Here is a 26,589-nt window from a genome sequence, read left to right as displayed (position 1 = left end):
TTTATGTCGATATAAAATGTTAATTCTTACTTAACAGGAAAATCAAAGTAGGTTTTAGGAAATGGTTCATTATTCAGTGTAAAATGCCACCATTCATTTTTATAAGGTCTGAAACCATTTGCCATCATTACTTTTCTAAGTAAATATCGATTGGCTTTTTGCTCTTTTGTCAGATTTTTATATTGTGCGTGTGAAATTGTTCCGAAGAAGTCGTAAGGGCTTCCCATATCTAATTCCGTATCTGTAGCAATATGTACGATAGTTAAATCTACAGAACTTCCTCTTGAATGACCAGATTTGGTAGCAATGTAACCTAGTTTAAAAAGGTTTCGTTTATTTAAGCCAGGGTAGTATTGTTTTTTAGTAAGTGTGTCATTCGGAATTCTGGCCCATCGGACAAAATGATTAACAGCAGTTTGAGGACGATAACCGTCAAATACTTTTAAACTCAATCCTTTCTTTAATAATAGTTCTTGAATCTTAGCTAAGGCTTTAGCTGTTTTAGTAGAGGTTATCAAAATAGGTTCTTCATATCCGTCAACAGGAACTCCCATAAAGTTGTTGTGGGTACAATATCTTAGTTCCATTTGTATTGTAGGTGCAAAATCTTTTACATAAGAAAAACCTTTGGGTAATTCTTGTGAACTTACAAATAGTGAAAAGGCAAAGGTGATAATTGAAAACATCCATTTCTTCATGACTGTAAAAATAAAGAAATGGATTGGATATTACATTTGTGTATTATGAATAATTGGAAATTGATTGGGTATTTCATCATCTTTTTCTCCTAAATTCTGTCTTAAATCAATTTCAATTCCTCTTGCAATAGTCGAAATAGGAACATCGTTTGCAGAACCTTCAAATGGATTTTCTCCAGTTCGACCGATCCTTTCCATTGTATGAAAAATCCATGCAACAATTACATAGAAGGGAACTGAAAGCCACATAAATAATTTTCCGATAGAAGGTAATGTTTTACTGATTTCTTCGCCGATTTCAGAAAACTGAGGAACTAGTGCTATTGGTAATAATAAAACGAATAACCACATGAAATAATGATTAAGAGTGGCGAAATGACGAGGATAAGGGAAGTTTTTAATTCTTTCAGATTTTCCTTGTAGCGTAAATAGCTCTTCTAATACATTTTCTAATTCTAAAAAAGAAAACTCCCATATCTTCCCTTGATCTTTCAGGTTTTTTAAATGATGAGATTGTAAATACAATAAGGCAGTTTGTTTATTGTTTTTAGATAAGGTATAGGCTAAGTCTTCTTTATTTAAATAAGGTTTTAAATCATTTTCTAGAGTAGAATTCCATTCTGGCGGAGCTACAATTTGTGTCCACTCCTTGTTGGATTTTTCATCGAGTACAGTTTCCCAACTTTTTCGTGTTCTCATGGAATGTCGTAAAGCTGTCATCCAAGCAATATGTCGATAAGTGAGTGTTTTTATATCGTTTTGAATGTCTTCTTCGGATGATTTACTTTTGGAATGTTTAGTATCAACCATGTCTTGAACGAACATACCAAAAGTTCTTGATGTATTAACAATCCCACCCCATATTTTTCTTGCTTCCCATATTCTTCCATATGCTGAATTGTTTTGAAAACCGATTACGAAAGAAACAGCGGTGCCGATTAAGGCAAGTGGAGTCCAAGGAATTTTGAACCAAGTGATATTGAAAAAATAGTATAAACCTACAATTATCATAATAAAAATGAAGAAAAAAAGTGTTTCAAATCGAGTCCACTTTAACATGTCTTTTGCTCTAAAAACTTTTTTGGTATACATGTGAATTGGATTTTTGTCACTCAATTTAATTAAAATGAATAGAATAAAAAAAGCCAAAGCTCAAGGAGCTTTGGCTAAGTAAACCAAGTATTAGTCTAGAAGTTTGTTAACTAGTAAACTAATTTTGTAGCGGAAGATGATTGTAGCTTAAAACTCGTTTCAACTTCCATGAGTTATTTTTTTTAATCCATAAGTGGGTGAATAAAGCAGAACCAGTTGGTGATAATTTTCCATTTTCTTTTATGAAAAATAAATGTTTACCTTTTTGAATTGCGGCATATAATTTTCCATTATTCTTTAAAGGAAAAACTTCTAAAGATTCGTCAACTAACTTACGAATTGGTTTTTTATTTGGATTAGAACAAATGTTATTTTTTAGAGATAAGATAAATTTTTCTCTTGATTCTTCGCCAGCAACATCATGATAAAATTCAAAATCATCGTTAATAATTTTGTCTAATTTATCCAATTCACAACGATTAAATGTTCTTTCAAACATTATACTGTCGTTATTTTTTAAAGTTTTATAGAGCTCTGAGCTTTCGCTAATTTGTGCGTTAGTAAATAGAGACGTAAGTAAAGACCATAATAATAGTACAATTTTCCAAAATAGGTTTCCTTCAAAAAAGAAGTCGGTAAGTGGTTTCATAGTTTTTCAATTTGCTTTCAATTAGTTTTCATTTTTGTTATTACCAGATTTTAAAAGCAAGAGTTTTGTCCTCTTCATCATATAATCTTCTAAATCCGGTAGGTATGCCTTCTAGTGTATTATTAGAAATTTTGAGTTTACCTTTGTAGCCATCGTTGCAATCAATGTCTAAAAGTATTTTTTCAATCCTTTTATTTTTAAAACTTGATTTAACGATAGTTATGTCAATATTTTTTCTTTTCTTAAACCATTTAATAAGTTTTTCTAATTCTGTTTTTGTAGTTTGTTTAGAGATGATAAACTCTGCTTTTAAGTTATTAATTGTACTATCAAATAAGAAAGATACATCAGAATTGTTATCATTGTTATTGTTGTTATCGTTAGTATTATCATAGTTCCAATCAGAATTAGCTTTTCGTTCATCTTCTGATTCTTTATTGTTCTCACAATCTATACATTCGAAACCTTTGGATGTCATTTTAAAATGATGATTCGCCATGTTTCTATCATAAATGTCTTCCGTATTTTCTATATTATATAAAAATCTCTTAGAAGAATTTTCAAAATATATTATTGTTCCTTCTGGTATGTAAAGAGTTAAATAAACTTCTTCGTCTTTCCAGATATTTTTAAATTCGCTTAAAAAAAAGGCATCGAATATAATTTTATTCTTATGTAAGTTGAACTTATATTTTATTTTCTCAGCGTTATTTAATGCATCTTTACGTTTCCTTCCTTCTGATTCTTTTTTGATTTCTATAAAAGCTTCGTTACTATCACTTTTAGCAACATCTATTTTAATATCATTTGAGTATTTTGCTTTTTTATCGTCTATGTAAACTTCTATCGAGTTATCTCTTCTACGCAGATTGTGCTGATAATATATTTCATCATCATTTTTTACTCCGATTTTAAGAGGTTCTTCTGGATTAAATAAAATCGATTTCTTACTAACTTTAACGGCACGTTGCGCTTTTGAGGTTGCAAATTCAATCCCTGAAAATCCTATGAAGAATAATGAAACAAGCCAAATTCCAAATAATGACAAAGATGTTGTTGTAGATACTCTTTTTAAATTAGGAGATAGTATACGTAACCCTAGAATTAATAGTGCTAAAATTGGAACAGCAACTAACAACATTCCAAATAGTGTTAATAACCAATTCGGTAGAACAGAATCATAAAACAACGGAGGGTAGTGAATAAAGTCTCCATCAAACCCGAGTATTTCTAAACTACTGATGGAAAACATTGCAAAGATCAGTGATATCAACACTATACCTGCAATAAATACAAGTAAAATTCCCATAAACTTTCCAAAGACCTTAAAAAGCGCTGATAGTATTTTACCTACAGTATCTATAAAATCTTGAAAGCCAGATTTAGTTTGGTTACGCAATTTTTCATAATCTGCACTAGAGATTTTTTCGGTTATTTCACTAGCCCCGTCTTTTAACTTTGTGGAGAGATATTCAAACTCGTTACGAATTTTTTTTTCAATGTTTCCGATATTCACATCCTCACCTTCCATCTGTAGTTTCTCCGCCGTTGTTTTAGCCTCAGGTAATAATACCCATAATATAATATAGATTAAAAATCCAAAACCAGTTGTTACCGCAGTTAAAATGAAGAACAATCGAACCCAAATAGTATCAATATTAGTGTAGTGAGCTAATCCTGAAGCAACACCACCTAAAAATTTGTCTTCGCGATCTCTGAATAACTTCTTATTCGAAGATTTAGATCTTTTACCGTAATTATAGCTTGAGTCGTCACTATATGTTTCTTCTGCCTCTGTGTAATCTTCTGGTTGTCCCATGATGGTAATAATTTCATCAATATCACCTTCATTTACAACTTGACGAGCGTCTGTTATTCTTTCAGAAAGTAACTCACTAATACGAGCTTCGATATCTGAAATGATTTCATTTTTTCCTTGTGGGTCATCACTTAATGAACGAGCGATGGCGTCTAAGTATCGTTTTAACTTTTGATACGCGTTTTCATCTATATGGAAGAAAAATCCGCCTAAATTTATATTTATTGTCTTATTCATTTGATGTTGATTTTGTACTTGTTACTTGATTTACTGCATTTACTAAATTATTCCAAGTTTTGTCTAATTCTTTTAAAAACATGGTTCCATTTTCTGTGATTACGTAATATTTACGTGGTGGTCCTGAGGTCGATTCTTCCCATCTATATGATAGTAAGCCTGCATTTTTTAAGCGGGTTAATAATGGATATATGGTACCTTCAACCACAATCATCTCTGCGCTTTTTAATGTGTTAAGGATTTCAGAAGTGTATGCATCGCCCTTTTGTAGTATTGACAAGATACAATACTCTAAAACGCCTTTACGCATTTGAGCTTTTGTATTTTCTATCTTCATTCAGTGTGGTTTTTTATTTAATAAATTTTATTGTAAACGGATATTTATAATGTTCTCCGTTGTTGGCTTTCATTGATGCAATTATGATTAAAGCAATTTTAATCAAGGTTACAACGCCTACCAAAGATGCAATTCCAAAGAAGCCGAATAAGTCGCCACTAAAAGAAACACTATGTCCGAAGTCTAAATGGTCGATTCTGTTAAGTACTCTAAATATATCTCCAAAGAAAAATGATACAAATGATGCACTCAATATGAAGATGTAAAGAGAGAAACTTACATTAAAGTTTACGGCTTCTTTTCCATGTTCGTCTAAAAAAGAGCTTCTATCTTTTTGTGTTTGCCATAATATTAAAGGAGTGATAATACTTCCGAAAGGGAAGAAGTATCCTGCGAAAGAGGAAATATGTATTAAGAATGCGTTGGTATTTTCGTTATTATTTCTCATAGTATAATGATTTATATAATACTTGACTATGCAAATATATGTTTAAAAAAAGGTATTATGCAATACATAGTACTAAAATTTAACAAATTTTAACAAAAAAGAATCCTTAATAATTTGTTGTTTCCCCTTAATAAAAACTTTAAATTGCCCATAAATACTGGATTTTATGAAATTTACACCCTCAAAAATTAACTTCTTTTTATTATTTAAGTTACCATCCGCTTTTTTTACAGGAATTCGTGTGAAGTCAATTTCAAGAAAGCAAACAGTTGTAAAAGTAAAACATCGTTGGATTAATCAGAATCCATTTAATTCAATGTTTTGGGCAGTGCAGGGAATGGCTGCTGAATTTGCAACAGGAATTCTAGTGATGCAGTCAATAGATGTTTCAGGAAGGAAAATCTCGATGCTTGTTACAAATATGGACGCAACTTTTACTAAAAAGGCAACAGGTAAGATTCATTTTGAATGTAATCAAGGAGAAGAAATTGATAGAGCAATTGAAGATGCTATTAAAACTGGGGAGGGACAGACGGTACTATTAACTTCAGAAGGGATTAATGAAGATGGAATTTCAGTTTCAAAGTTTCAATTTGAATGGAGTTTGAAAGTTAAAACGTAACAAATAGCAAGAACTTTAGTCTAATGAAATAAAAACTAAAATTATGTTTCTAGAACAAAGAGCAAACGAAATTGACTATCGAATTTACGGTGAGGAGATGCAATATGTAGAAATTGAGTTGGACCCTCAGGAAGGCGTAGTAGCAGAAAGTGGGAGTTTTATGATGATGGAGCCAGATGTACAGATGAATACTATTTTTGGGGATGGATCAAATCAGGAAAAAGGTTTGTTAGGAAAGATATTTTCCGCTGGTAAAAGAATTTTAACTGGTGAAAGCTTATTCATGACTGTATTTACTAATGTAGGATATGGAAAAAAGCAAGTTTCTTTTGCTTCTCCTTATCCTGGTAAAATTATACCTATTGATTTAACAGAGTTTGGAGGAAAGTTTATTTGTCAAAAAGATGCTTTTTTATGCGCGGCAAAAGGAGTTTCTATTGGGATTGAGTTTTCACGAAAACTCGGAAGAGGTCTGTTCGGTGGAGAAGGTTTTATTATGCAAAAGATGGAAGGTGATGGATTAGGTTTTATCCATGCTGGTGGAACTATGGCAAAAAAAGTTTTAAAACCTGGTGAGATTTTAAAAGTAGATACGGGTTGTATTGTTGGATTTACTCAAGATATAGATTATGATATCGAGTTTGTAGGTGGAATAAAGAATACCATCTTTGGAGGTGAAGGATTGTTCTTTGCAAAACTTCAAGGACCAGGAACTGTATTCATTCAATCATTACCGTTTAGCCGATTAGCAGGAAGAGTTTTATCTTCAATACCGAGTGGAGGTAAAAGTAAAGGTGAAGGAAGTATTTTAGGCGGTTTAGGAGATTTATTGGATGGAGATAATAGATTTTAGAAATTAAATACTATTTCACAAATTAAAAAAAGCTCAGTTTACAAACTGAGCTTTTTTTATATTTCTTAATTTTCTTTTAAATGTCCAATAGTTCATCAAAAATATTTTGAAGAGCATCTCCTTCGCTTGGTCTTGGAGCATTTGCATTGACTATATTTCCATCAGGATCAATTAAAATAAACCTTGGTAATCCTTTAATCAAATAGTCTTTGGTAAATTGCAGTTCCGTTTCTGATTTACCTGCAAATAATTGAACTCCTGTCATCTCTCTATCAATAATCGTTTGTCTCCATTTTTCCTTTAAACTAGCTTTATCCACACTGATACTAACGAACTCAATGTTTTTATCATGATATTTTTGTTCTAGTCTTTTTAAAAGTGGGATCTCTTTTTTACAGAATCCGCACCATGTCGCCCAAACATCTATGTAAACATATTTACCTTTACCAATTAAGTCATCTAATGAAGTTTTACCACCAGTGTAATTTTCTAAATCAGTAAATTTAGGTGAAGGTTGACCTTGTGCAGTTAATTTCAATTTATCATATAAACTTTTAATCTCAGCTTTGTTTTCCTTGTTAGTTGAGTATCCCATGTACTTTTTATAATACTCTTTAAGGTTTGTAGTAGTTGTGATTTGTTTTTTAGCAGCCGAATGTATCAAATCATTTTTAATTAAAGTATCTACTACTTCAGTATGTACAGTTTGTAGATACGTTAAATCAAAATCTCCATCTTTTGGTTTCCTCTTATTTGCTATCTTATCTAAATATTCTTTCAGTAGTTTTCTGTATGATACAGAATGTAAAAAATCCGCTGGATTGTTAAAGTCTATATCCTCCATTATGTCTTTAGGAAACGTTTCCGATACAACAAACTCTTCGTCACCATACAATAGTCTATGGTATGGCTGGTAATTATTTATATTTCTAACAAATTCGTAATTTATATTCCTTTTTTCTTTCTCTAAATAATCAGCTGGTAATTGCGATGCATCTGCTAAATCTTCTAAACTAGATTTATACTCATCCATTTTACTTAAGAACTCTGCTTCTTCTAAAGAGAATAACTTATTCGCGTTACCTAAAATTAGACCATGTTTTTTATATCTTTCTGTTAGATAAATGTTGATGTTTTTGTTTGGTCCTTCGAAAATTGGATCTTCTGTCCTTTTTTTTGCATCAACCATAACCTTTAAATCTTCAATTGATGATAAATAGACATTCACAGGTCTTTTATTGAATTTTAAAATGTAATGACCAGGTGTTATATCTCTAAGTGTATCAGAAAAAGTTTTCGTTTTTCTATCAAACTTTATTTTCTTTTCAAAATTATAACCTATTAACGTTATGTTTCGTTTTCTAAAATTTTGGGCTTCACCAGAAATTACCGCATAATCTTTCGGTTTAGGCTTATCACCACAGGCCGTCAATACTAATAAACTTACAGCTAACAGAAACAATCTTTTCATGATTTTCTATATTTTGGGGTAGAATAAATTATGTTTACAAGTCTCGAAATTAGCTTATTTTTAAATGACCTCAAAATCTTTAACTAAAAAATTTGGAAAAAATGCTTTGTTTATAGACTTTTGACTCTGATATTTGATCGGTTTTTGAGTTTTGAACTAAACCATTCAATTATATGGAAATTCATCCAAAGTAATCAACCTGATAAATCAATCTAAAAATGTCTAAAGTAATAGTGATTACCGGAGCTTCTTCTGGTATTGGAAAAGCAATTGCAGAACATTTATATTCAAATAATTACATTGTTTATGGTACAAGTCGAAATCCTGATAAAGTAATAGGTGTTGATTTTACTATGATCGCCCTAGACGTATTAGACGTAGAGTCAATCGATAGAGCTGTTACCAAAGTTATCAATAAAGAAGGTCGTATTGATGTACTGATAAATAATGCAGGAAGGGGTTTAATGGGAGCCATGGAAGATATTCCAATGAGTGAGTTAAAAGAAGGTTTTAATACAAATTTTTTTGGACCGATAGATGTTATGAAGAAGGTTATACCTCATATGAGAAATCAAAAAAGTGGCTTAATTATTAATATAACTTCACTTGCTGCTTATTCAGGTTTACCATATAGAAGTGCATATTCGGCCAGTAAAGGTGCTTTTGAATTACTAACAGAGTCGTTAAGTATGGAAGTGAAAAGTTTTGGAGTTAATGTAACCAGTATTGCTCCAGGAAGTTTTGCTACAAGTATATCTACCGGGAGATATTACACGCCAGTTTTTGAAGATTCTGCGTATAAGGAATCTTACAGTAAAAATTTACAAGTATCGGATGATTATGTTGACGACGGAATGAATCCGATTGTAATTGCGAAGTTAGTTCTTAAAATAATCAATACTAAAAAGCCTAAATTGCACTACAAAGTTGGTGCATTCATGGAGCGCTTTTCTGTTGTTCTAAAAAGAGTATTACCAGATAGAGTTTATGAAAGATTGATTATGAATCATTACAAATTGTAATTTTTCTTAAGAACTTTCTTTTTCCTTTATTAATAACTCAAGGATTTTCTCAACTCCAAAATTATCATTACTTCGAGTTGAGTAATTTGCGGTCTCCTTTACTAAGGGATGGGCGTTTTCCATGGCATAACTAAAATGTGCTTTTTTTAGCATTTCAATGTCATTATTATAATCGCCAAATACCATTGTTTCTTCTGGAGAAATATTATATATGTTTTGAATAAGCTCTACAGCATAACCTTTATTGGCATTGTTTTCTGAAATATCAACCCAATGATTGGCGCTTACTTTAACTTTAAACTCACTTTCTAAATGATGTAAGTGCGGATATAAATATTTTTCAGAACTGATTTCATGAAACAAAGCAATTTTATAAATTGGAGCAGTTATGCTCTCGGGAGAATCTACGACTTCGTGATTTTTATAGTATTCCGATAAAAGTTCAAGTAACTTTCCTGATGGATTAGTTGTGTAAGCTTTGTCTTTTGTGCAATAAACTGCGTTTACGTTCTCTATTGTATTCAAAGTTTCATTAATCTTTTTTACATTTTCCTTTTGAATTTCCGTAGATAGTAAAACTTCATCATTCTTAAGTACTAACCCTCCATTTTCAGCAACAATAAGAATATCATTTTTTATAGGAGATAATTTATCTAGAATTCCATATAATGGTCTTCCACTTGCAGCACAAAAAAGAATATTATTTTCTTTTAACTTACTAAATAAATTGAAAAATTGATCACTCACTTCATGATTGGAATTTAAGAGCGTTCCATCCATATCAGTAATTACAAGTTTTACATTTGAAAGTGTCATAGTACAATAGTTAAAAATGTAAAAGTAGGTTTTTCTATCGGTTTAATTTACATCCGTACTATTAAGTAATTCCTGCGTTTGAATAGAGTGATGAGGTTTGGATATAGAGATTTGATATTTCGTTTTCCTCCTCAGGACTCCATAGTTAACAACTAAAAAGTTTTCCTGTAGTTTTTAAAAAATAGTTTTCTAGACTTTTGATATTATAGTTTCTTAAACGTTTTTAGTATTTTTAGAATTCTTTTAAACGTCTTTCGAATTTATTCATGAAAAATTTCAAACATTTTTTTTATAAGCTCAAATATAAACTAGTTATAAAACACTAGTTTTGCAAAATAACACAACAGTAAAACAAAAATTAGATGAAGTTTTTTATTGATACAGCCAATTTAGATCAGATTCGTGAAGCACAAGCTTTAGGAATTTTAGACGGAGTAACTACAAATCCATCTTTAATGGCAAAAGAAGGAATTACAGGAGAAGACAACATTAAAAATCATTATAAGGCAATTTGCGAAATAGTTGATGGAGATGTTTCGGCAGAAGTAATTTCTACTGATTTTGAAGGAATGGTGAAAGAAGGAGAAGAATTAGCAGCTTTACATCCTCAAATTGTTGTGAAATTACCAATGATTGGCGATGGTGTTAAAGCCTGTAAGTACTTTTCTGACAAAGGAATTAAAACGAATGTAACCTTAGTGTTTTCAGCTGGTCAAGCTTTATTAGCAGCAAAGGCTGGTGCAACTTATGTTTCTCCATTTATTGGTCGTTTAGATGATATTTCAACAGATGGCTTAAATTTAATTTCTGAGATTCGTCATATCTATGATAACTACATGTTCGAAACTGAAATTTTAGCAGCCTCTGTACGTCACACAATGCACGTAATTGATTGCGCTAAAATTGGAGCCGATGTAATGACAGGCCCTTTATCTGCGATCACTGGTTTATTGAAGCACCCATTAACTGATATAGGTTTAGAGAAGTTTTTAGCTGATTATAAAAAAGGAAATTAAAATATAATCAATACAAATATGTAAGAAGTCCACACGTATAGTGTGGATTTTCTTTTTTAGTGATATTTTTGCAGACTGATGTATCCAAAAAAACAACTTGCACAATTAGTCATTTCTGCTTGTCAGTATTATAATATTGATAAGGTTGTGATTTCTCCAGGTTCTAGAAACGCGCCTTTAACCATCGGTTTTTCTAATGTAAATCAAATTGAGACTTTTAGTATAGTTGATGAAAGAGCAGCGGCATTTTTTGCTTTAGGAATTGCACAACAAACCAAAAAACCAGTAGCTATTATTTGTACTTCAGGTTCTGCATTATTGAACTATTATCCAGCAATAGCAGAAGCTTTTTATAGTAAAATACCATTGCTAGTTATTTCAGCAGATAGGCCAAAATACTTAATCGATATTGGCGATGGTCAAACAATACGCCAAGAAAATGTATTTGAGAATCATATTTTGTATTCAGCAAATTTAGTTGAGGACGAGAAAGAACTAATAACAAATAAAAAGGAGGTTGTTAAGGCTTTAGAAACTTGTATTCATAATTCTGGACCAGTACATATCAACGTTCCTTTTAATGAGCCGATTTATGAGACTGTTGATGAAATGGACTCTTTCCAATTTAGTGAAGAATATATTCAAGAAAATAGAAAGAAAATTGATTTTAGATCTCTTTCGAAAATTTGGAATAATACAAAAAGAAAGTTAGTTTTAGTTGGAGTACATCGTAAATGTGAGAAAACTCAAAAGCTCATAGATAAACTGAATGAAGATCCATCTGTTTTAGTAATGACTGAAACAACTTCTAATCTTGATTACGGAAAAACGATTAATTCTATTGATAAACTGATTTCGAAATTAGATGAATCAGATTTTAAAGAATTACAGCCAGAATTATTAGTAACTTTTGGGGGAATGATTGTTTCGAAAAGAATCAAACAATTTTTAAGAAAGTATCAACCAAGTCATCATTGGCATATTGATGGGATAAAAGAAATGAATACTTATTTCTGTCTATCAGAGTTTATTCAGGAAAACCCAGTACGTTTTTTTGAAAACTTTATGAAACAAGTAGAGAAAACAGCCTCAAATTATAAGGAGTATTGGTTGTCCGAAAAAAGGTCAAGAAATATAAAGCATAAGGACTTTTTGGCAACTGCTGAATATTCAGATTTAAAAGTGGTTGAATCTGTTTTGAATAAAATTCCTGAAGGCTCTCAAATTCAAGTTAGTAATAGTTCTTTGATTCGTTATCTTCAGTTATTCGATATAAATTCGAGTTACAGTGTTTTTTGTAACAGAGGAACAAGTGGAATTGATGGTAGTACATCCACTGCGATTGGAGCTGCTTGCTCGGTAGAAGAGTCAACAACCTTATTGACTGGTGATTTGAGTTTTTTTTACGATAGTAATGCACTTTGGAATTCTTATATCCCAAATAACTTCAGGATAATCATAATTAATAATTCAGGTGGTGGAATTTTCAAAATCATTCCAGGGCCTAAATCTACAAATGCGCTTCAATATTTTGAAACGCCACATCAATTAACGGCAAATTATTTAGCCAAGATGTTTGGTTTTGATTATCTTCATGCAAATTCACTCAATGAACTAAATTATAATTTAGTGCAATTTTATAACGATAGTGAGAAACCAAAAATTTTAGAGGTTTTCACACCATCAGAAATTAACGATCAAATTTTAACAGCATATTTTAAAAGTTTATAACAAATGCAATTTAAAGAGGGAGATAAAGTAGAGTTAATTATTGGAGTTCAAACAGCTCTTGGGTATACTGTTTTAATTGAAGAAACTTATGAGGGTTTACTTTATGCTAATGAGGTTTTTACGGAATTAGAAGAAGGTATGCGAATTGATGGATTTATTAAGAAAATTAGAGAAGATGAAAAAATTGATGTTTCTTTGAGGCCACAAGGTTTTAGAAACGTTATTGATGAAGATGTGGATAAGGTTCTCCAAAAATTGAATGAAAAAGGTTTTTTGTTATTAACAGACAAAAGCTCTCCTGAATCTATTAAATTTCACTTACAATTAAGTAAAAAAGCATTTAAAAGAGCTATTGGTACTTTATACAAAAAGAAGAAAATAATTCTTAAATCAGATAGAATAGAGCTAGTTAAATAATACTAGCTTTTGTATTTGCCCTCTTTTTCTTCTTCATCCTCTTCAGGATTCTCATCATTGTTTTCTTCGTCTTCAAAAGGAAGTTCATCTAAAGGCTGTTCTTTAGGTTCATTTTGAATTGCATTTTCGATTCGAATAATGTTCTCATAAAAAAGTTCAGTGTTAGAATCTGAAAGCTCCATTTTTCCATAAGCCTCTTTATAATAGAATAATGCTTGTTCATAATTTTTACCTAATTCATGATACATTCCTACGTAATATTCACCTAAGTGAGATTCAGGATGCTTAATCATAACAAAATCCCCAAGAACTCTTAGGTAATCTCCATCTTGACGATCAATTACAATTCCTTCAATGGCGTAAATATCTTGAAAACGAACATTCAAATTTGTTCCGTATAAATATTCAATTTCAATGTATTTCGATTCTAAATATTTAATAGCTTCGAGTGGATCGAGGTCTTTAATCTTTTCGTCATACTCTTTTTTAGAAATTCTTGGATACAGTTCGAAAATAGTACTAAAAATATCCGTTGGAGCTTTTACAATTGCCGCAGGTTTATTTGGAACGTCTTTATAGTCTTTAAAAGCTAAATGCAAATTTTTTATCGCAAGTGATTCTAAACCTTTCTTAGCTTGTTCAAAATAATCTTTTCGCTCCTCCTTTTCAAAGGCGTTAGAACTCATGTATAAGTAAAACTGATTATCTAATTCATCCAATCGTTTTAAATTATAAGTAGTTAATAAACGTATACTTTGATTCGTAAGCATAGGTGATATACACACATATGCATTGAAGATTGGTTTTTTTTCTTTTAAGAAATGAAGTAAGAAATTTGCAGCTTCTCCATCTCCAACAATTGTTAAATAAGGAGATGTTTTGTAATTCGCTTCTAAATAAGGAATAAGTTCCTCCTTAATATAGTTGTAAAACTTTTTACTCTGATCTGTTAATCCTCCACTTTTTCCAACTGTTGAAACATCTTTATTTCTCCTAAAGTCTACATCTAATCCAACAACAATTTGTTTTGGAGTTAAATCTGCTGCTGCATAAATTTTAGAATTTCCTAAATAAATATCGAATAAGTAATCGTTATTCAAAACTATGGCAACAGGATATTTTCTAATAGTGTCAGTTTCATGTCCCTCAGGTAAATATAATTTAATGTCACGGTCTGCATTAAATTGAACAGAGCTTACTTTCTTATTATATATTTTTTGAGCAAACGCAACTGAACTTAAAAGTAAAAAGGTCGCTAAAATTAAATTTCTCATCGATAATTTTATGTTTGGGGTATACCTTATAATAATGCTAAGGTATAATATAGTATTTTTGTTTTTTCTAAATAACGATATTTTTTTCAAATTATGATGAACATAGACTGGAAAACTGCAAAAGAGTATACAGACATTACGTACAAGAAGTCACAAGGTGTAGCTAGAATAGCTTTTAACAGGCCAAACGTTAGGAATGCATTTCGTCCTCACACGACTAGTGAATTATTGGATGCATTTCAAGATGCACATGAAGATACCTCGATTGGAGTAGTTTTATTGTCTGCGGAAGGTCCATCAACTAAAGATGGAATTTGGAGCTTTTGCTCAGGTGGAGATCAAAAAGCTAGAGGACATCAAGGTTATGTCGGTCAAGATGGTTATCACAGACTAAATATTTTAGAAGTTCAACGTTTAATTCGTTTTATGCCAAAGGCAGTAATTGCTGTGGTTCCAGGTTGGGCAGTTGGTGGAGGTCACAGTCTACACGTGACTTGCGATTTAACTTTAGCGAGTAAAGAAAACGCTATTTTTAAACAAACAGATGCCGATGTAACTTCATTTGATGGAGGATATGGTTCTGCTTATTTGGCAAAAATGGTTGGACAGAAAAAAGCAAGAGAAATATTTTTCTTAGGTAGAAATTATTCTGCTCAAGAAGCGTATGAAATGGGAATGGTAAATGCCGTTATTCCTCATGACGAGTTAGAGGATACAGCTTTTCAATGGGCACAAGAAATTTTAGCAAAATCTCCAACTTCTATAAAAATGTTGAAGTTTGCCATGAACTTAACAGATGATGGAATGGTTGGACAGCAAGTTTTTGCTGGAGAGGCAACTCGTTTGGCTTACATGACTGATGAAGCTAAAGAAGGAAGAGATGCTTTCTTAGAAAAGAGAAAACCAAATTTTGATAAAAAATGGATTCCATAGAGAGGTTTCCTTTTTGCTAAGTAAAGTAATAACCACCCAAAAATTCTAATGCAATCACAAGTAGTTACTTTTTTAATTAAATGCCCTGATCAGAAAGGTTTAGTTGCCAAGTTTACAACGTTTTTCTATGAACAAGGCTTTAACATTTTAAGTTGTCAGCAATATGTAAACGCCATTGCAGATCGTTATTATATGCGTATTCGTTTAGATGCAGAAGATGCTAATATTACTAAAAACGATTTAGAAACTGAGTTTTTAAATTTAGCCGATTCTCTAAGTTGTACTTGGTCGGTTCATTACGAAAAAGAAAAACAAAATGTGGCGATTATGGTTTCGCACACGAGTCATTGCTTATATGATTTGTTGGAAAGACAAAGAGAAGGAACTATTGATTGTAATATAAGTTTAATAATTAGTAATCATGATAAGTTGAAATCCATCGCTAACATGTTCGATATTCCTTATTATCATTTACCAATAACAAAGGAAACAAAGAAAGAACAAGAAGCTCAGGTTGTAGAATTATTAACTAAATATAATATTGATTTAATTGTAATGGCTCGTTACATGCAAATCCTTTCTGAAGATTTTATAAATAAGTATCCTCAAAAAATTATTAATATTCATCATTCGTTTTTACCAGCATTTCAAGGAGCAAATCCGTATCAAAGAGCTTATGAGAGAGGAGTAAAGTTAATTGGAGCAACAGCACATTATGCGACTGTCGATTTAGACGAAGGTCCAATAATCGAGCAAGATGTTGAAAGGATTTCACACGAAAGTACACCAAAAACATTGAAAGGAATTGGGGCAGATATTGAAAGGTTAGTCCTAGCAAAAGCTGTAAAATCTCATTTACAACATCAAATAATTGTTTCTGATAATAGAGCAATTGTATTTCCTGAGTCGGGAGAATAAATAGTAAGATATTTGATTTATTCAAAGATATAATCAACATGAAAATAATTTGTATCGGGCGTAATTACGCAAAACATATAGAAGAATTAGCAAATGAAAGACCAAGTAATCCGGTTGTTTTCATGAAACCTGATTCTGCAATCTTACCAAAAAGAAATCCATTTTTTATACCACCATTTTCTAATGATGTTCACTATGAAGTAGAGGTTTTGGTCAAAATTAATAAAGTAGGAAAGCATATTTCAACCAAATTTGCTCATAAATATTATGACGCCATAGGTTTAGGAATTGATTTTACTGCTCGTGATGTTCAAGCAGAATGTAAAGCTAAAGGATTGCCCTGGGAAAAAGCGAAAGCTTTTGACGGTAGTGCTATTATCGGCGAGTTTTATCCTAAGAAGGAGTTTGATTTAGAAAATTTGTCTTTTCAATTACATAAAAATGGAGAAGTAGTTCAAGATGGCAATACAAAAGCTATGCTTTGGAAAGTGGATGAATTGGTGAGTTATGTATCTCAGTTTTTCACCTTAAAAAAAGGAGATATAATTTTTACAGGTACACCTGCAGGTGTCGGAAAAGTCGTAGAAAATGATTTGTTAACTGGAGTTATTGAAGGTAAAAAGGCATTCGAAATAAAAGTAAAATGAATCTAACTTCTGTTTTATTAATTATTATTCTTATTACTATAGCATGGTCTTATTATAATTTAGCTAATAAATATAACAGAAGTAGAATAGGATATATGTTGTTGGGTTTAGGAATTTACATTGTAGTTGTTTTCCTGAACGCATTGACCTACACATTTCTTGGTGTCATATCAAATAATATTGGTAGGTCAACACATCGATTATTGTCTTTTTTAATAGGTGTATTAGTAGTAATTCTGGTTCATTTTTGGTTGGAGAAAAAATGGTTGAAAAAAGTGAATGTTGATGCTAATAAAGCTATAGATGAAATAGGAAAAGAATAAGAATAAATGGATTTAATAATTGTATTAGGAGTAATATTTACAGGATATCAATTTCTTAAACTTTCACAGAAATATAAGAGAAACCCAATTCTATACTTGATTATTGGAGTAGTCGTTTTTTTAGTAACATATTATGCGGGCACAGTTTTTATGATGATATTTCTAAATATAGGTTTAAAATTCCCTTATTCTAACCCGACTATTATAAGTTGCTTTTCTATTCCTTTAGCAATATTTGTTACAGGAATTTCATATAAAGTAACGGAAAGTAAGATTAAAAGAGAGAATGACATTAACGGAAAAGGAATAAATTAAAAAATCACGTATGATCGGAATAATTATTTTAGTAATAATAGGAAAGAAATTTTATGAGTTGGCCGGAGAATATGAAAAGAGTAAATGGGGAATTACAGTTTTAGGAATTGTTTCTTACTATTCAGGAGTATTTGTTTTTGGAATTATTTTGGCAGCTATTTTAATAGCAATGGAATCGAACTGGATGGAAACTACAGATAGATTGAGTTTGGCATTAATAGAACTCCCTTCTGGTGGTCTAAGTTCCTACTTATTATTTATGTTTTTGCAAAAAAAATGGGAAAAGGAAAAACCTCAGTTAGACAATGTTATTAATCAAATAGGAAACAAGGAGTAGTAAGTTTATGAATGCAGAAATTATAACCATTGGAGATGAAATTCTAATTGGTCAGATTGTAGATACGAATTCGCAATGGATTGGTAAGGAATTAAATAAGATAGGTGTATCGGTGTATCAAATCACATCGATTCAAGATGAAAGACAACATATATTAAACGCATTAAAGGAGGCTGAAAATAGAGCTGATGTTGTAATAATTACAGGAGGATTAGGTCCAACGAAAGACGATATTACCAAAAAAACAATAGCTGAATACTTTAAAGATGAAAAGGTGATAACGTATCCTGAGGTTATCGATAATATTAAGTTTCTATTTAAGAAGTTTAATCACCCATTTAACGAAGTTCAAAAATATCAGGCGGAATTACCCTCAAAAGCTACTTTATTAATGAATCATTTAGGAACCGCTCCTGGCATGTGGTTCAATGAAAATAATACTGTTTTTGTTTCTCTCCCAGGTGTACCTTACGAAATGAGAGGTTTAATGACTTATGAAGTATTACCAAAATTACAAGAAGAGTTTGATTTACCTTACATTCTACACAAAACAATACTTACCTACGGACAGGGAGAAAGTGTTATAGCAAGTAGAATTGAGGATTTTGAAAATAGTTTACCTAAGAATATAAAACTAGCTTACTTGCCTTCTTTTGGAAGAGTAAGGCTAAGGTTAAGTGCTAAAGGAGATAATTTAGAGGATTTAAAGGAAGCTTTATCTGATAAAGTAATTAAATTATCAGCATTGGTAGATGATATTTTCGTAGGGTACGAAGATGAAGGTTCTATAGAGAGTCAAGTAGGGAAAATTTTAAAATCAAAAGAGCTAACAATTTGTACAGCAGAAAGCATGACTGGAGGAAAAATTGCTTCAACCTTAGTTTCAGTTCCAGGTTCTTCGGCGTATTTTAAAGGAGGCTTTGTCGTTTATAATTCTCAAATGAAAGAACAATTACTAGATGTGCCAATGTCTTTAATAAAGGAAAATACTGTTGTCAGTAAAGAAGTTGCCGAGTTAATGGCAATTAATGCTAGAAAAAAAGTGCATACTGATTTAGCAATATCTATTACGGGAAATGCAGGGCCAACTACCGATCATAATGATAAAGATGTTGGTTTGGTATATATTGGTATTGCTGATGAAAATGGGGCAGAGGTACACGAGTACAATTTTGGTAATCCAAGAGAAAAAGTCATTAATAAAACTGTTAATAAAGCTTTAGAGTTGATTTTGAGAATGAATATGAAAAATTAACGTAAATATATTTTGTTTGTTTTAGTTAAAAATACGTATATTTGCACCTCGTTTAGAAATAACACCAAAAACTGTCAAGAAGATGTCTAGAGTTTGTGAATTAACAGGAAAAAAAGCGATGGTAGGTAACAATGTATCTCACGCTTTAAATAGAACAAAAAGAAAATTCAACGCTAATTTAATGACAAAGCGTTTTTATATTCCAGAAGAGGATAATTGGATTACATTAAAAGTATCTGCTTCTGCATTAAAAAATATTAACAAGAAAGGAATTACAGCTGTAATCAAAGAAGCAAGAGAAAAAGGTTTCTTAACAAAGTAATTACTACTAGATAAAGTTATACAGAGATGGCAAAAAAAGGAAATAGAGTTCAGGTTATTTTAGAGTGTACTGAGCACAAGGCATCTGGTCAACCAGGAACTTCTCGTTACATTACAACTAAGAATAAGAAGAATACTCCAGATAGAATGGAATTAAAGAAATTTAATCCAATCTTGAAGAAGATGACAGTTCATAAAGAAATTAAATAATAGGTAGGTCATGGCAAAAAAATCAGTAGCAACGTTACAAACAGGTTCTAAAAGATTAACTAAAGCTATCAAAATGGTAAAGTCTCCAAAGTCTGGTGCTTACACATTCGTTGAAGCTATTATGGATCCTACGCAAGTAAACGACTTTTTGGCAAAAAAGTAATTCTTGTATACAGTTTAAAGAAAAGCTACTTTCATTCATGAAAGTAGCTTTTTTTATACGTGAAAATACTGTAATTTTGGTTGTTAATGTTATTCATTCTATTTCTTAATGACATTTTGGCTGTCAACGCTGAGATGGTATGATTTTTAACAACTAACTAATCAGATATTAATCGCTTATTATGAGTTTTTTTAAAAAAATATTTTCCAAAGAGAAAAAAGAGACATTAGATAAAGGATTAGAAAAGTCTAAGGAAAGTTTTTTCTCAAAACTATCTAAAGCAGTCGCAGGGAAATCTAAAGTAGATGATGATGTTTTAGATAATTTGGAAGAGGTTTTAGTATCATCTGACGTTGGAGTAGATACGACATTGAAAATTATCGATAGAATTGAAGAACGTGTCGCACGTGACAAATATCTAGGAACGGAAGAGTTGAATCAGATTCTTCGTGATGAAATCGCGGGTTTATTATCAGAAACAAACGTTGGTAATGAAACTGAGTTTACCATTCCTGAGAATAAAAAGCCATATGTTTTAATGGTTGTTGGAGTAAATGGAGTTGGAAAAACTACTACAATTGGAAAATTGGCATCTCAATTCAAAAAGAGAGGTTTAAAAGTAGTATTAGGAGCGGCAGATACTTTTAGGGCAGCGGCAATTGATCAGCTTCAAGTTTGGGCTGATAGAGTTGACGTTCCAATTATTCGTCAAGAAATGGGTTCAGATCCAGCATCGGTTGCGTTTGATACTTTGCAATCTGGAGTGAATCAAGATGCAGATGTCATCATCATTGATACTGCAGGCCGTTTACACAATAAGGTCAATTTGATGAACGAGCTTTCTAAAATTAAAAGAGTAATGCAAAAAGTTGTCGGAGATGCTCCCCACGATGTATTGTTAGTTTTAGATGGTTCTACTGGACAGAATGCTTTTGAGCAAGCAAAACAGTTTACAAAAGCTACTGAAGTTACTTCTTTAGCGGTAACGAAATTAGATGGAACCGCAAAAGGTGGAGTTGTTATTGGTATTTCTGATCAGTTTCAAATTCCAGTAAAATATATTGGTGTTGGAGAAGGAATCGATGACTTACAGGTTTTTAACAAATATGAATTCGTAGATAGTTTCTTTAAATAAAAGGAACTAATTTTGATAGAATAAAAGCTCCTTTTTAAAGGAGCTTTTTTATGTTTTTACTTCTTTAGTATAAGATTCGCATTAATATAAATTAAAATGGAGTTAGTGATTATCAACAATGAAGTTAAAACAATACTATATCCACTAGTAGGGTCAAATTCTGTTGCTGTTTTTAAGGAAACACCATTAAGTTTTGGAATATAAATAAAAATACAAGATCCAATTACTACACCAATAAGAAGTAGAAGATTTGGTAGAATCTTTTTAGTCAGTGAAATATGGAAATTTCTTTTTTGCCATTTTATGAATTGAGAAATAAAGCAAATACATAGCAGTAAAACAAGAATAGGAAAATGTCTGTAGTAAGCAAATGACGATTTATCATAGTATCCTTTTCCACTTAATATTCCGTAGATTCCATTGATAATTTCAACATCCGGAGCTTGATTTGAATTTATTAATACTACAATTGCTTTTTTTAATGAAGGTAAAATGTACATATGAGATTCAAAACTTTTGTTTGTACCACCATGATAGAGCCCTGTTGAATCGTTATTTATTTTCCAACCTAATCCGTAATTTGACTTACTCCTCTCATTCTTGGTAAATAACTGTTTTACTAAATGATTGGATAATTTAGTATTTGGATGATTGTTATAAGCATTCATAATATGACGTAGGTAAGTTGCCATGTTGTCTATGGAGCTTGAAATTAATCCTGAAGCGGCTTCGTCAGGGTGTAAATTTGTTTCAAATGGAATTATTGGATAATATAAAAAGTATTGATAGCTGTTAATTAGTTTAGTTTTTATATCTGCTGATGTATTTACTAATCCTAAGGGCGTGGTTATATAAGAGTTTAAACAATCTTTAAATGTGCGATTAGTCACTTCCTCTATAATATATGCAAGAATTCTGTAATTAGCATTAGAATAGTTGTATCGTCTTTCAGAGATATCCTCTAGATCGATACTTTTTATTTTCGAAGTATAAAAATCAATATAATTAAAAGTTGGGTCGGTTTTAAAGGTTCTTCCCAATTCAGTTGAAAGTCCAGATGTATGACGTAGTAAATCTTCAATGGTTATTTGATCTGAAATTACTTTATTCTTAAACTTAAACCAAGGTAAGTATTTTATGACGGGATCATGAATATTTAGTTTTCCCTCTTCCTGCAACTTTAATATTAGTAATGCAGTGAATGATTTAGAATTAGAGCCAATTAAGTATTTATCTCCTTTTTTGGCGTCACCAAAATGTTTCAAATATATGGTTTTTGTTTCATCAGTAATGGCAACAGCAATACTTGGTGAGTTATAAAAATCTTTTTTATTTTGAATAAACTCGGTTATTTCATTAATCGTTTTTTCTGATATTTCTGAGTTGGTTTGAGCGTTAGAAAGAATAAGAATAAAAAGAAATGTAAGGGTAAAAATAGTTCGCATATAGTCTTGCAATTTTTAGGTTGTTTTTAATGATAATTTTTTGAGTAAATTTATTATTACAACCATAAGACTCTTGGTTTTACGAACAATTAGTTGCGAAACTATTAGTTTTAGGTGCGAATTTATAGCAAACCAATGTTCTCTTTATAAGTTTTTGAAACAGGTATTTCAATTTGAGTAAGTGAAAGAGTATTATTATTTTTCCAGGACTTAAAATGAGTTGGGTTTATAAGATGAGAGCGATGAACTTGAACTAGAAAACTGAATTCATCATGAATTTTCTTTAAAGAGGATCTAATTAGTTTTGAGTTCAAATGGTTGTTTTCTGTAAAATAAACTTCAACGTAATTTTGAGATTTAGAAACACACACAAGTTCTGACTTTTTAATTTTTAAAATGTCTAGTTTATATTCTCCTTTAATAATAATATCAACATCGATATTTTCATTATCTGATTTTTCGAGATTCTTTGTTTCAATTTGTGGTGAAAATCTAAGTGTTAAACTTCTTCCGAAAATGATTACAGGAGTAAAAATAATAGCGGATTTCAAAATGCCAGAAGCATATTCATTTAAATTCCAAATTCCATTTAAAAATGGACTTTTGTAATACATGTAACTCAGAAAGAAATTCAATAAATGAAAAATGAGGATTGATAATATTTCTAGGTAAATATTCCATAAATCTATTTTTTTATAAATAGAATCTTGTATCATGCTTACGATAAAATAACTCATAAATGCTATAATGGCAAAACCGATGCCTAAAAATTCCCACCAAAAGAAACTAAAGTTTTTTCCATCAAAAGGACGTATATAATATGTAAAAATAAAAATCCAAAGAGCTATGAAAATTCCCACAAAAGTATGGTGTTTTATAGATGGATTTAATGTGTTCATTTCTTTTTTAAACAGTTTTCAATAGGATGTCAACAAATATAGATGAATAATTCAATTCACTTGTGCTTGTGTCTTTTTAATAATCTTTATCTTTGATAATCAAGGAATCAAATAAATCTACTTATCGTGAATAAAGTTACAATTATACTTATTGCTATAATACTTTCAGGTTGTAATAAAGAAGTAAAAGAGAAAAATTATTTTAAAAATTATGATGAAACAGCTGAATTAATCACTCAGCAAGAGCATCAAAATCCGAGGATGAAATACAAATTGATTCAGTCTAAATATTTAGATATGAATGAAGTTTTCAAACCATTTCAAAAGGAATTGTCAACGTTTACAGAAGAAGAGTATTCAAAATTAAAACCTTTAATTATTGAGCAATCTATTCCTTCAATACAATTTTCAATTAGGAGTGGAAAGTTGTCTTATGAGAAACTTTCTTTGTTTTATTTATATCGAATTAGAAAATTTGAAAGTGACTCTACGAAATATTTAAATGCAATTATTAGCTTAAATCCAGAAGTACTTAAGAATGCAAGAAAAAAAGATAGTATTGCAAAAACAAATAATATTGATAATGCCTCAGTATTTGGTATGCCTATTTTATTGAAAGATAATATCAATACAACAGGAATGAATACTACTGCCGGAGCGGAAGTTCTAGCGAATAATAACCCAGAAGATGCTTTTATTGTAAGTAAACTTAAAGAGAATGGAGCGCTAATTTTAGGGAAAGTTAATTTAAGTGAATGGGCATACTACTTTTGTTCAGGTTGTCCTTTAGGATACAGTGCAGTTGGTGGACAAACTTTAAACCCTTACGGTCGTAAAGTTTTTGAAACTGGTGGTTCAAGTTCTGGTAGTGGTGTAGCCACGGCCGCAAATTATGCTATAGCAGCCATTGGAACAGAAACAGCTGGTTCTATTACATCACCATCTAGTCAAAATTCAGTAGTAGGATTGAAACCGACAATTGGTTTATTAAGTAGAGATGGTATTGTTCCAATTTCAAGTACTTTGGATACTCCTGGTCCGATGACAAAGAATGTAATGGATAGTTATATTTTATTAAAAGCCTTATTAGGAAAAGATTCAAATGATAAAAAGTCATTTGCGTTGGAGGACGATCAGCAGCTTTTTAAAACTAGTCAATTAAAAGATAAGAATATTGGAGTATTAACTTCTTTATTAAATGATTCAATCTATAAAAGTACTATTGAAAAAATTAGAAATGCAGGAGCTAATATTATTGAGATTTCTCCTGAACAAACAAGTTTGTCAGGTTTCTTAACCTTACTTAATATCGATATGAAACATGATTTGCCAAGTTATTTAAAAGGTAAAAAAATGCCGGTATCTTCAGTTCAAAATGTAATAGAGTATAATTTGAAAGATTCTATTATGAGAGCACCATATGGTCAGCAATTATTTGAAGGTATTGTGAACGATACCACTACTATTGCTCAATTAGAAGTTGTAAAGCAAAACTTAAAGAATGAAGGATTGACATATTTCAAGTATTTTGATGAGAAAAATTTAGATGCAATTCTTTCTATAAATAATTATCATGCAGCGTATTCTGCTGTTGCTGAATATCCAAATCTTACTGTTCCAATGGGATATAAAGATTCAGGTGAACCGATAAGTTTAACATTCATAGGAAAGCCAAAAACAGAGTTTACATTACTGGAATTAGGTTTAGCCTTTGAAAACTTAACTCAAGTAAGAAAATTACCTAAAGACTATGAGTAATTTATGACGAATAAATCATAATTTTGCACTCCTTAAATTCAGATAGATGCGTACAAAATCTACAAAGCAAAATAAAATCAATGTAGTAACATTAGGTTGTTCAAAAAACGTTTACGATAGTGAAGTGTTAATGGGACAATTAAAAGCCAATGGTAAAAATGTAGTTCATGAAGATCCAGAGGATGATGGTAATATCGTGGTAATAAATACTTGTGGTTTTATTGGTAAAGCAAAAGAAGAAAGCGTAGATACCATTTTGCATTATGCACAACGGAAAGAAGCTGGTGAAGTTGATAAGGTTTTTGTTACGGGTTGTTTAAGTGAGCGTTATAAGCCAGATTTAGAAAGTGAAATTACTAATGTAGATCAATACTTCGGAACTCATGATTTACCAAACTTATTAAAGGTTTTAGAAGCAGATTATAAGCATGAATTAATTGGCGAGCGTTTAACAACAACTCCGCAGCATTATGCCTATTTGAAAATTGCTGAGGGATGTGATCGTCCATGTTCGTTTTGTGCAATTCCGTTAATGAGAGGTAAACACAAATCTACTCCAATTGAAGAGTTGGTTATCGAAGCTACCAAATTAGCAGAATCTGGTATTAAGGAGATCATGTTAATTGCTCAAGATCTAACGTATTATGGTCTGGATATCTACAAGAAAAGAGCTTTAGCAGATTTATTAAAGGAGTTAGTTAAAGTAGACGGAATTGAATGGATTCGTTTACATTACGCATTTCCAAGTGGGTTTCCAATGGATGTGTTAGATGTTATGAGAGATGAGTCAAAGGTTTGTAATTATTTAGATATTCCTTTACAACATATCAATACAGAGATTTTAAAGTCGATGAAACGCGGTACTACTCATGAAAAAACTACAAACTTAATTCATAAGTTTAGAGAGTACGTTCCAAATATGGCAATTCGTACAACGTTAATTGTTGGTTATCCTGGAGAAACTGAGGAGCAATTTCAAGAATTAAAGGATTGGGTAGAAGAAATGCGATTTGAACGTTTAGGTGCTTTTGAATATTCACATGAAGAAAATACCGGAGCTTATGTCTTAGAAGATGATGTTCCTACTGATGTAAAATTCCGCAGAGTGAATGAAATCATGGAAGTTCAAAGCCAAATTTCTTGGGAGTTGAATCAAGAAAAAATTGGAAAAACATTCCGTTGTCTATTTGATAGAAAAGATGGAGAATACTATTACGGAAGAACTGAGTTTGATTCTCCTGATGTTGATAATGATGTAATTGTTGATGCGAGAGAACACTACATTAAATTAGGTGAATTCATCGATATTAAAATTTACGATGCTGGTGATTTTGATTTACATGGAACTCCAACAGTAAAACAAGAACGTCCTATTCCTTTAAACAAAAGAAAAACGTAAACCTTATTTTTTTTGTAACATTTTGATTT

General features: G+C 31.1%; 30 protein-coding genes. 19 read left to right on the top strand and 11 right to left on the bottom strand.

Annotated elements, in window-relative coordinates; genetic code table 11:
• Positions 1-26 precede the first annotated feature (26 nt).
• The 6 genes from BTO06_RS11025 to BTO06_RS11000 form a co-directional block, all read right to left on the bottom strand.
• Positions 27-698 (bottom strand): M15 family metallopeptidase, encoded by a 672-nt coding sequence (locus BTO06_RS11025; protein ID WP_100925361.1) that lies wholly within the window; start codon positions 696-698, stop codon positions 27-29.
• 30 nt (positions 699-728) lie between these two features.
• Complete coding sequence (locus tag BTO06_RS11020; protein WP_100926777.1) at positions 729-1,790, bottom strand: bestrophin family protein; 1,062 nt, start codon at positions 1,788-1,790, stop codon at positions 729-731.
• A gap of 118 nt (positions 1,791-1,908) precedes the next feature.
• Positions 1,909-2,439, bottom strand: coding sequence for a nuclear transport factor 2 family protein (locus tag BTO06_RS11015; RefSeq protein ID WP_100925360.1), 531 nt, complete (start codon positions 2,437-2,439; stop codon positions 1,909-1,911).
• Between the two features lie 40 nt (positions 2,440-2,479).
• Positions 2,480-4,495 carry a PspC domain-containing protein gene (locus BTO06_RS11010; RefSeq protein ID WP_100925359.1) on the bottom strand — a complete coding sequence of 672 codons (2,016 nt, stop codon included), beginning with the start codon at positions 4,493-4,495 and terminating at the stop codon, positions 2,480-2,482.
• Positions 4,488-4,832, bottom strand: coding sequence for a PadR family transcriptional regulator (locus BTO06_RS11005; protein WP_100925358.1), 345 nt, complete (start codon positions 4,830-4,832; stop codon positions 4,488-4,490). The genes BTO06_RS11010 and BTO06_RS11005 overlap by 8 nt, the downstream gene beginning before the upstream one ends.
• A gap of 13 nt (positions 4,833-4,845) precedes the next feature.
• On the bottom strand, positions 4,846-5,280 hold the full coding sequence (locus BTO06_RS11000; protein ID WP_100925357.1) for a DUF4870 domain-containing protein: 435 nt from the start codon (positions 5,278-5,280) through the stop codon (positions 4,846-4,848).
• A 166-nt stretch (positions 5,281-5,446) separates the two neighbouring features.
• Between BTO06_RS11000 and BTO06_RS10995 the strand changes: the two genes are divergently transcribed.
• The gene (locus BTO06_RS10995; RefSeq protein ID WP_100925356.1) at positions 5,447-5,902 is read left to right on the top strand and encodes a DUF4442 domain-containing protein; all 456 of its coding nucleotides are present in this window, start codon (positions 5,447-5,449) and stop codon (positions 5,900-5,902) included.
• Between the two features lie 43 nt (positions 5,903-5,945).
• Positions 5,946-6,755: a TIGR00266 family protein gene (locus BTO06_RS10990; protein ID WP_100925355.1), complete on the top strand. Its 810-nt coding sequence runs from the start codon at positions 5,946-5,948 to the stop codon at positions 6,753-6,755.
• 76 nt (positions 6,756-6,831) lie between these two features.
• On the opposite strand, the gene BTO06_RS10985 is transcribed toward BTO06_RS10990, so the two are convergent.
• Positions 6,832-8,226, bottom strand: coding sequence for a TlpA family protein disulfide reductase (locus BTO06_RS10985; RefSeq protein WP_100925354.1), 1,395 nt, complete (start codon positions 8,224-8,226; stop codon positions 6,832-6,834).
• A 218-nt stretch (positions 8,227-8,444) separates the two neighbouring features.
• Here BTO06_RS10985 and BTO06_RS10980 point away from each other — a divergent pair, with 218 nt between their 5' ends.
• Positions 8,445-9,248, top strand: a complete 804-nt coding sequence (locus BTO06_RS10980; protein ID WP_100925353.1) for an SDR family oxidoreductase — start codon at positions 8,445-8,447, stop codon at positions 9,246-9,248.
• A 6-nt stretch (positions 9,249-9,254) separates the two neighbouring features.
• Here BTO06_RS10980 and BTO06_RS10975 read toward each other — a convergent pair whose 3' ends face one another.
• A complete protein-coding gene (locus BTO06_RS10975) occupies positions 9,255-10,064 on the bottom strand; it encodes an HAD family hydrolase (RefSeq protein ID WP_100925352.1) in 810 nt (269 codons plus the stop codon).
• 362 nt (positions 10,065-10,426) lie between these two features.
• On the opposite strand from BTO06_RS10975, the gene fsa reads away from it, so the two are divergent.
• From fsa to BTO06_RS10960, 3 genes are all read left to right on the top strand, one after another.
• Entirely contained in the window at positions 10,427-11,080 is a 654-nt protein-coding gene (fsa, locus tag BTO06_RS10970; protein ID WP_100925351.1) for a fructose-6-phosphate aldolase, read from the top strand.
• Positions 11,081-11,158: 78 nt separating this feature from the next.
• Entirely contained in the window at positions 11,159-12,811 is a 1,653-nt protein-coding gene (gene menD, locus BTO06_RS10965) for a 2-succinyl-5-enolpyruvyl-6-hydroxy-3-cyclohexene-1-carboxylic-acid synthase (protein ID WP_100925350.1), read from the top strand.
• A gap of 3 nt (positions 12,812-12,814) precedes the next feature.
• On the top strand, positions 12,815-13,228 hold the full coding sequence (locus tag BTO06_RS10960) for a DNA-binding protein (RefSeq protein ID WP_100925349.1): 414 nt from the start codon (positions 12,815-12,817) through the stop codon (positions 13,226-13,228).
• A gap of 2 nt (positions 13,229-13,230) precedes the next feature.
• Here BTO06_RS10960 and BTO06_RS10955 read toward each other — a convergent pair whose 3' ends face one another.
• Positions 13,231-14,502 (bottom strand): alpha/beta hydrolase, encoded by a 1,272-nt coding sequence (locus BTO06_RS10955; RefSeq protein ID WP_100925348.1) that lies wholly within the window; start codon positions 14,500-14,502, stop codon positions 13,231-13,233.
• A 93-nt stretch (positions 14,503-14,595) separates the two neighbouring features.
• Between BTO06_RS10955 and BTO06_RS10950 the strand changes: the two genes are divergently transcribed.
• The 11 genes from BTO06_RS10950 (at position 14,596) to ftsY (ending at position 21,059) form a co-directional block, all read left to right on the top strand.
• Entirely contained in the window at positions 14,596-15,435 is an 840-nt protein-coding gene (locus BTO06_RS10950; RefSeq protein WP_100925347.1) for a 1,4-dihydroxy-2-naphthoyl-CoA synthase, read from the top strand.
• Between the two features lie 48 nt (positions 15,436-15,483).
• Positions 15,484-16,353, top strand: a complete 870-nt coding sequence (gene purU / locus BTO06_RS10945; RefSeq protein ID WP_100925346.1) for a formyltetrahydrofolate deformylase — start codon at positions 15,484-15,486, stop codon at positions 16,351-16,353.
• Positions 16,354-16,391: 38 nt separating this feature from the next.
• Positions 16,392-17,000: a fumarylacetoacetate hydrolase family protein gene (locus BTO06_RS10940; protein ID WP_100925345.1), complete on the top strand. Its 609-nt coding sequence runs from the start codon at positions 16,392-16,394 to the stop codon at positions 16,998-17,000.
• Positions 16,997-17,323: a hypothetical protein gene (locus tag BTO06_RS10935; protein WP_100925344.1), complete on the top strand. Its 327-nt coding sequence runs from the start codon at positions 16,997-16,999 to the stop codon at positions 17,321-17,323. The genes BTO06_RS10940 and BTO06_RS10935 overlap by 4 nt, the downstream gene beginning before the upstream one ends.
• Positions 17,324-17,329: 6 nt before the next feature.
• Positions 17,330-17,638 carry a hypothetical protein gene (locus BTO06_RS10930; RefSeq protein WP_100925343.1) on the top strand — a complete coding sequence of 103 codons (309 nt, stop codon included), beginning with the start codon at positions 17,330-17,332 and terminating at the stop codon, positions 17,636-17,638.
• A 10-nt stretch (positions 17,639-17,648) separates the two neighbouring features.
• Entirely contained in the window at positions 17,649-17,975 is a 327-nt protein-coding gene (locus BTO06_RS10925; protein WP_100925342.1) for a hypothetical protein, read from the top strand.
• 7 nt (positions 17,976-17,982) lie between these two features.
• The gene (locus BTO06_RS10920; RefSeq protein WP_100925341.1) at positions 17,983-19,230 is read left to right on the top strand and encodes a competence/damage-inducible protein A; all 1,248 of its coding nucleotides are present in this window, start codon (positions 17,983-17,985) and stop codon (positions 19,228-19,230) included.
• An 82-nt stretch (positions 19,231-19,312) separates the two neighbouring features.
• A complete protein-coding gene (rpmB, locus tag BTO06_RS10915) occupies positions 19,313-19,552 on the top strand; it encodes a 50S ribosomal protein L28 (protein WP_100925340.1) in 240 nt (79 codons plus the stop codon).
• 26 nt (positions 19,553-19,578) lie between these two features.
• Positions 19,579-19,761, top strand: a complete 183-nt coding sequence (gene rpmG / locus BTO06_RS10910; RefSeq protein ID WP_013070733.1) for a 50S ribosomal protein L33 — start codon at positions 19,579-19,581, stop codon at positions 19,759-19,761.
• A gap of 10 nt (positions 19,762-19,771) precedes the next feature.
• Complete coding sequence (locus BTO06_RS10905) at positions 19,772-19,924, top strand: DUF4295 domain-containing protein (RefSeq protein WP_086030136.1); 153 nt, start codon at positions 19,772-19,774, stop codon at positions 19,922-19,924.
• 181 nt (positions 19,925-20,105) lie between these two features.
• Positions 20,106-21,059, top strand: coding sequence for a signal recognition particle-docking protein FtsY (gene ftsY / locus BTO06_RS10900; RefSeq protein WP_100925339.1), 954 nt, complete (start codon positions 20,106-20,108; stop codon positions 21,057-21,059).
• Between the two features lie 56 nt (positions 21,060-21,115).
• Here ftsY and BTO06_RS10895 read toward each other — a convergent pair whose 3' ends face one another.
• Complete coding sequence (locus BTO06_RS10895; protein ID WP_100925338.1) at positions 21,116-22,504, bottom strand: serine hydrolase domain-containing protein; 1,389 nt, start codon at positions 22,502-22,504, stop codon at positions 21,116-21,118.
• A gap of 122 nt (positions 22,505-22,626) precedes the next feature.
• The gene (locus tag BTO06_RS10890) at positions 22,627-23,403 is read right to left on the bottom strand and encodes a LytTR family DNA-binding domain-containing protein (protein WP_100925337.1); all 777 of its coding nucleotides are present in this window, start codon (positions 23,401-23,403) and stop codon (positions 22,627-22,629) included.
• A gap of 126 nt (positions 23,404-23,529) precedes the next feature.
• Between BTO06_RS10890 and BTO06_RS10885 the strand changes: the two genes are divergently transcribed.
• Together BTO06_RS10885 and rimO are read left to right on the top strand one after the other, a co-directional pair.
• Complete coding sequence (locus tag BTO06_RS10885) at positions 23,530-25,161, top strand: amidase family protein (RefSeq protein ID WP_232731446.1); 1,632 nt, start codon at positions 23,530-23,532, stop codon at positions 25,159-25,161.
• A 46-nt stretch (positions 25,162-25,207) separates the two neighbouring features.
• A complete protein-coding gene (rimO, locus tag BTO06_RS10880) occupies positions 25,208-26,560 on the top strand; it encodes a 30S ribosomal protein S12 methylthiotransferase RimO (RefSeq protein WP_100925336.1) in 1,353 nt (450 codons plus the stop codon).
• The last annotated feature ends 29 nt before the right edge of the window (positions 26,561-26,589 follow it).

This window comes from Tenacibaculum sp. SZ-18 (assembly GCF_002813915.1).
Taxonomy (GTDB): domain Bacteria; phylum Bacteroidota; class Bacteroidia; order Flavobacteriales; family Flavobacteriaceae; genus Polaribacter.
This window is presented reverse-complemented; position numbering and strand designations above follow the sequence as displayed.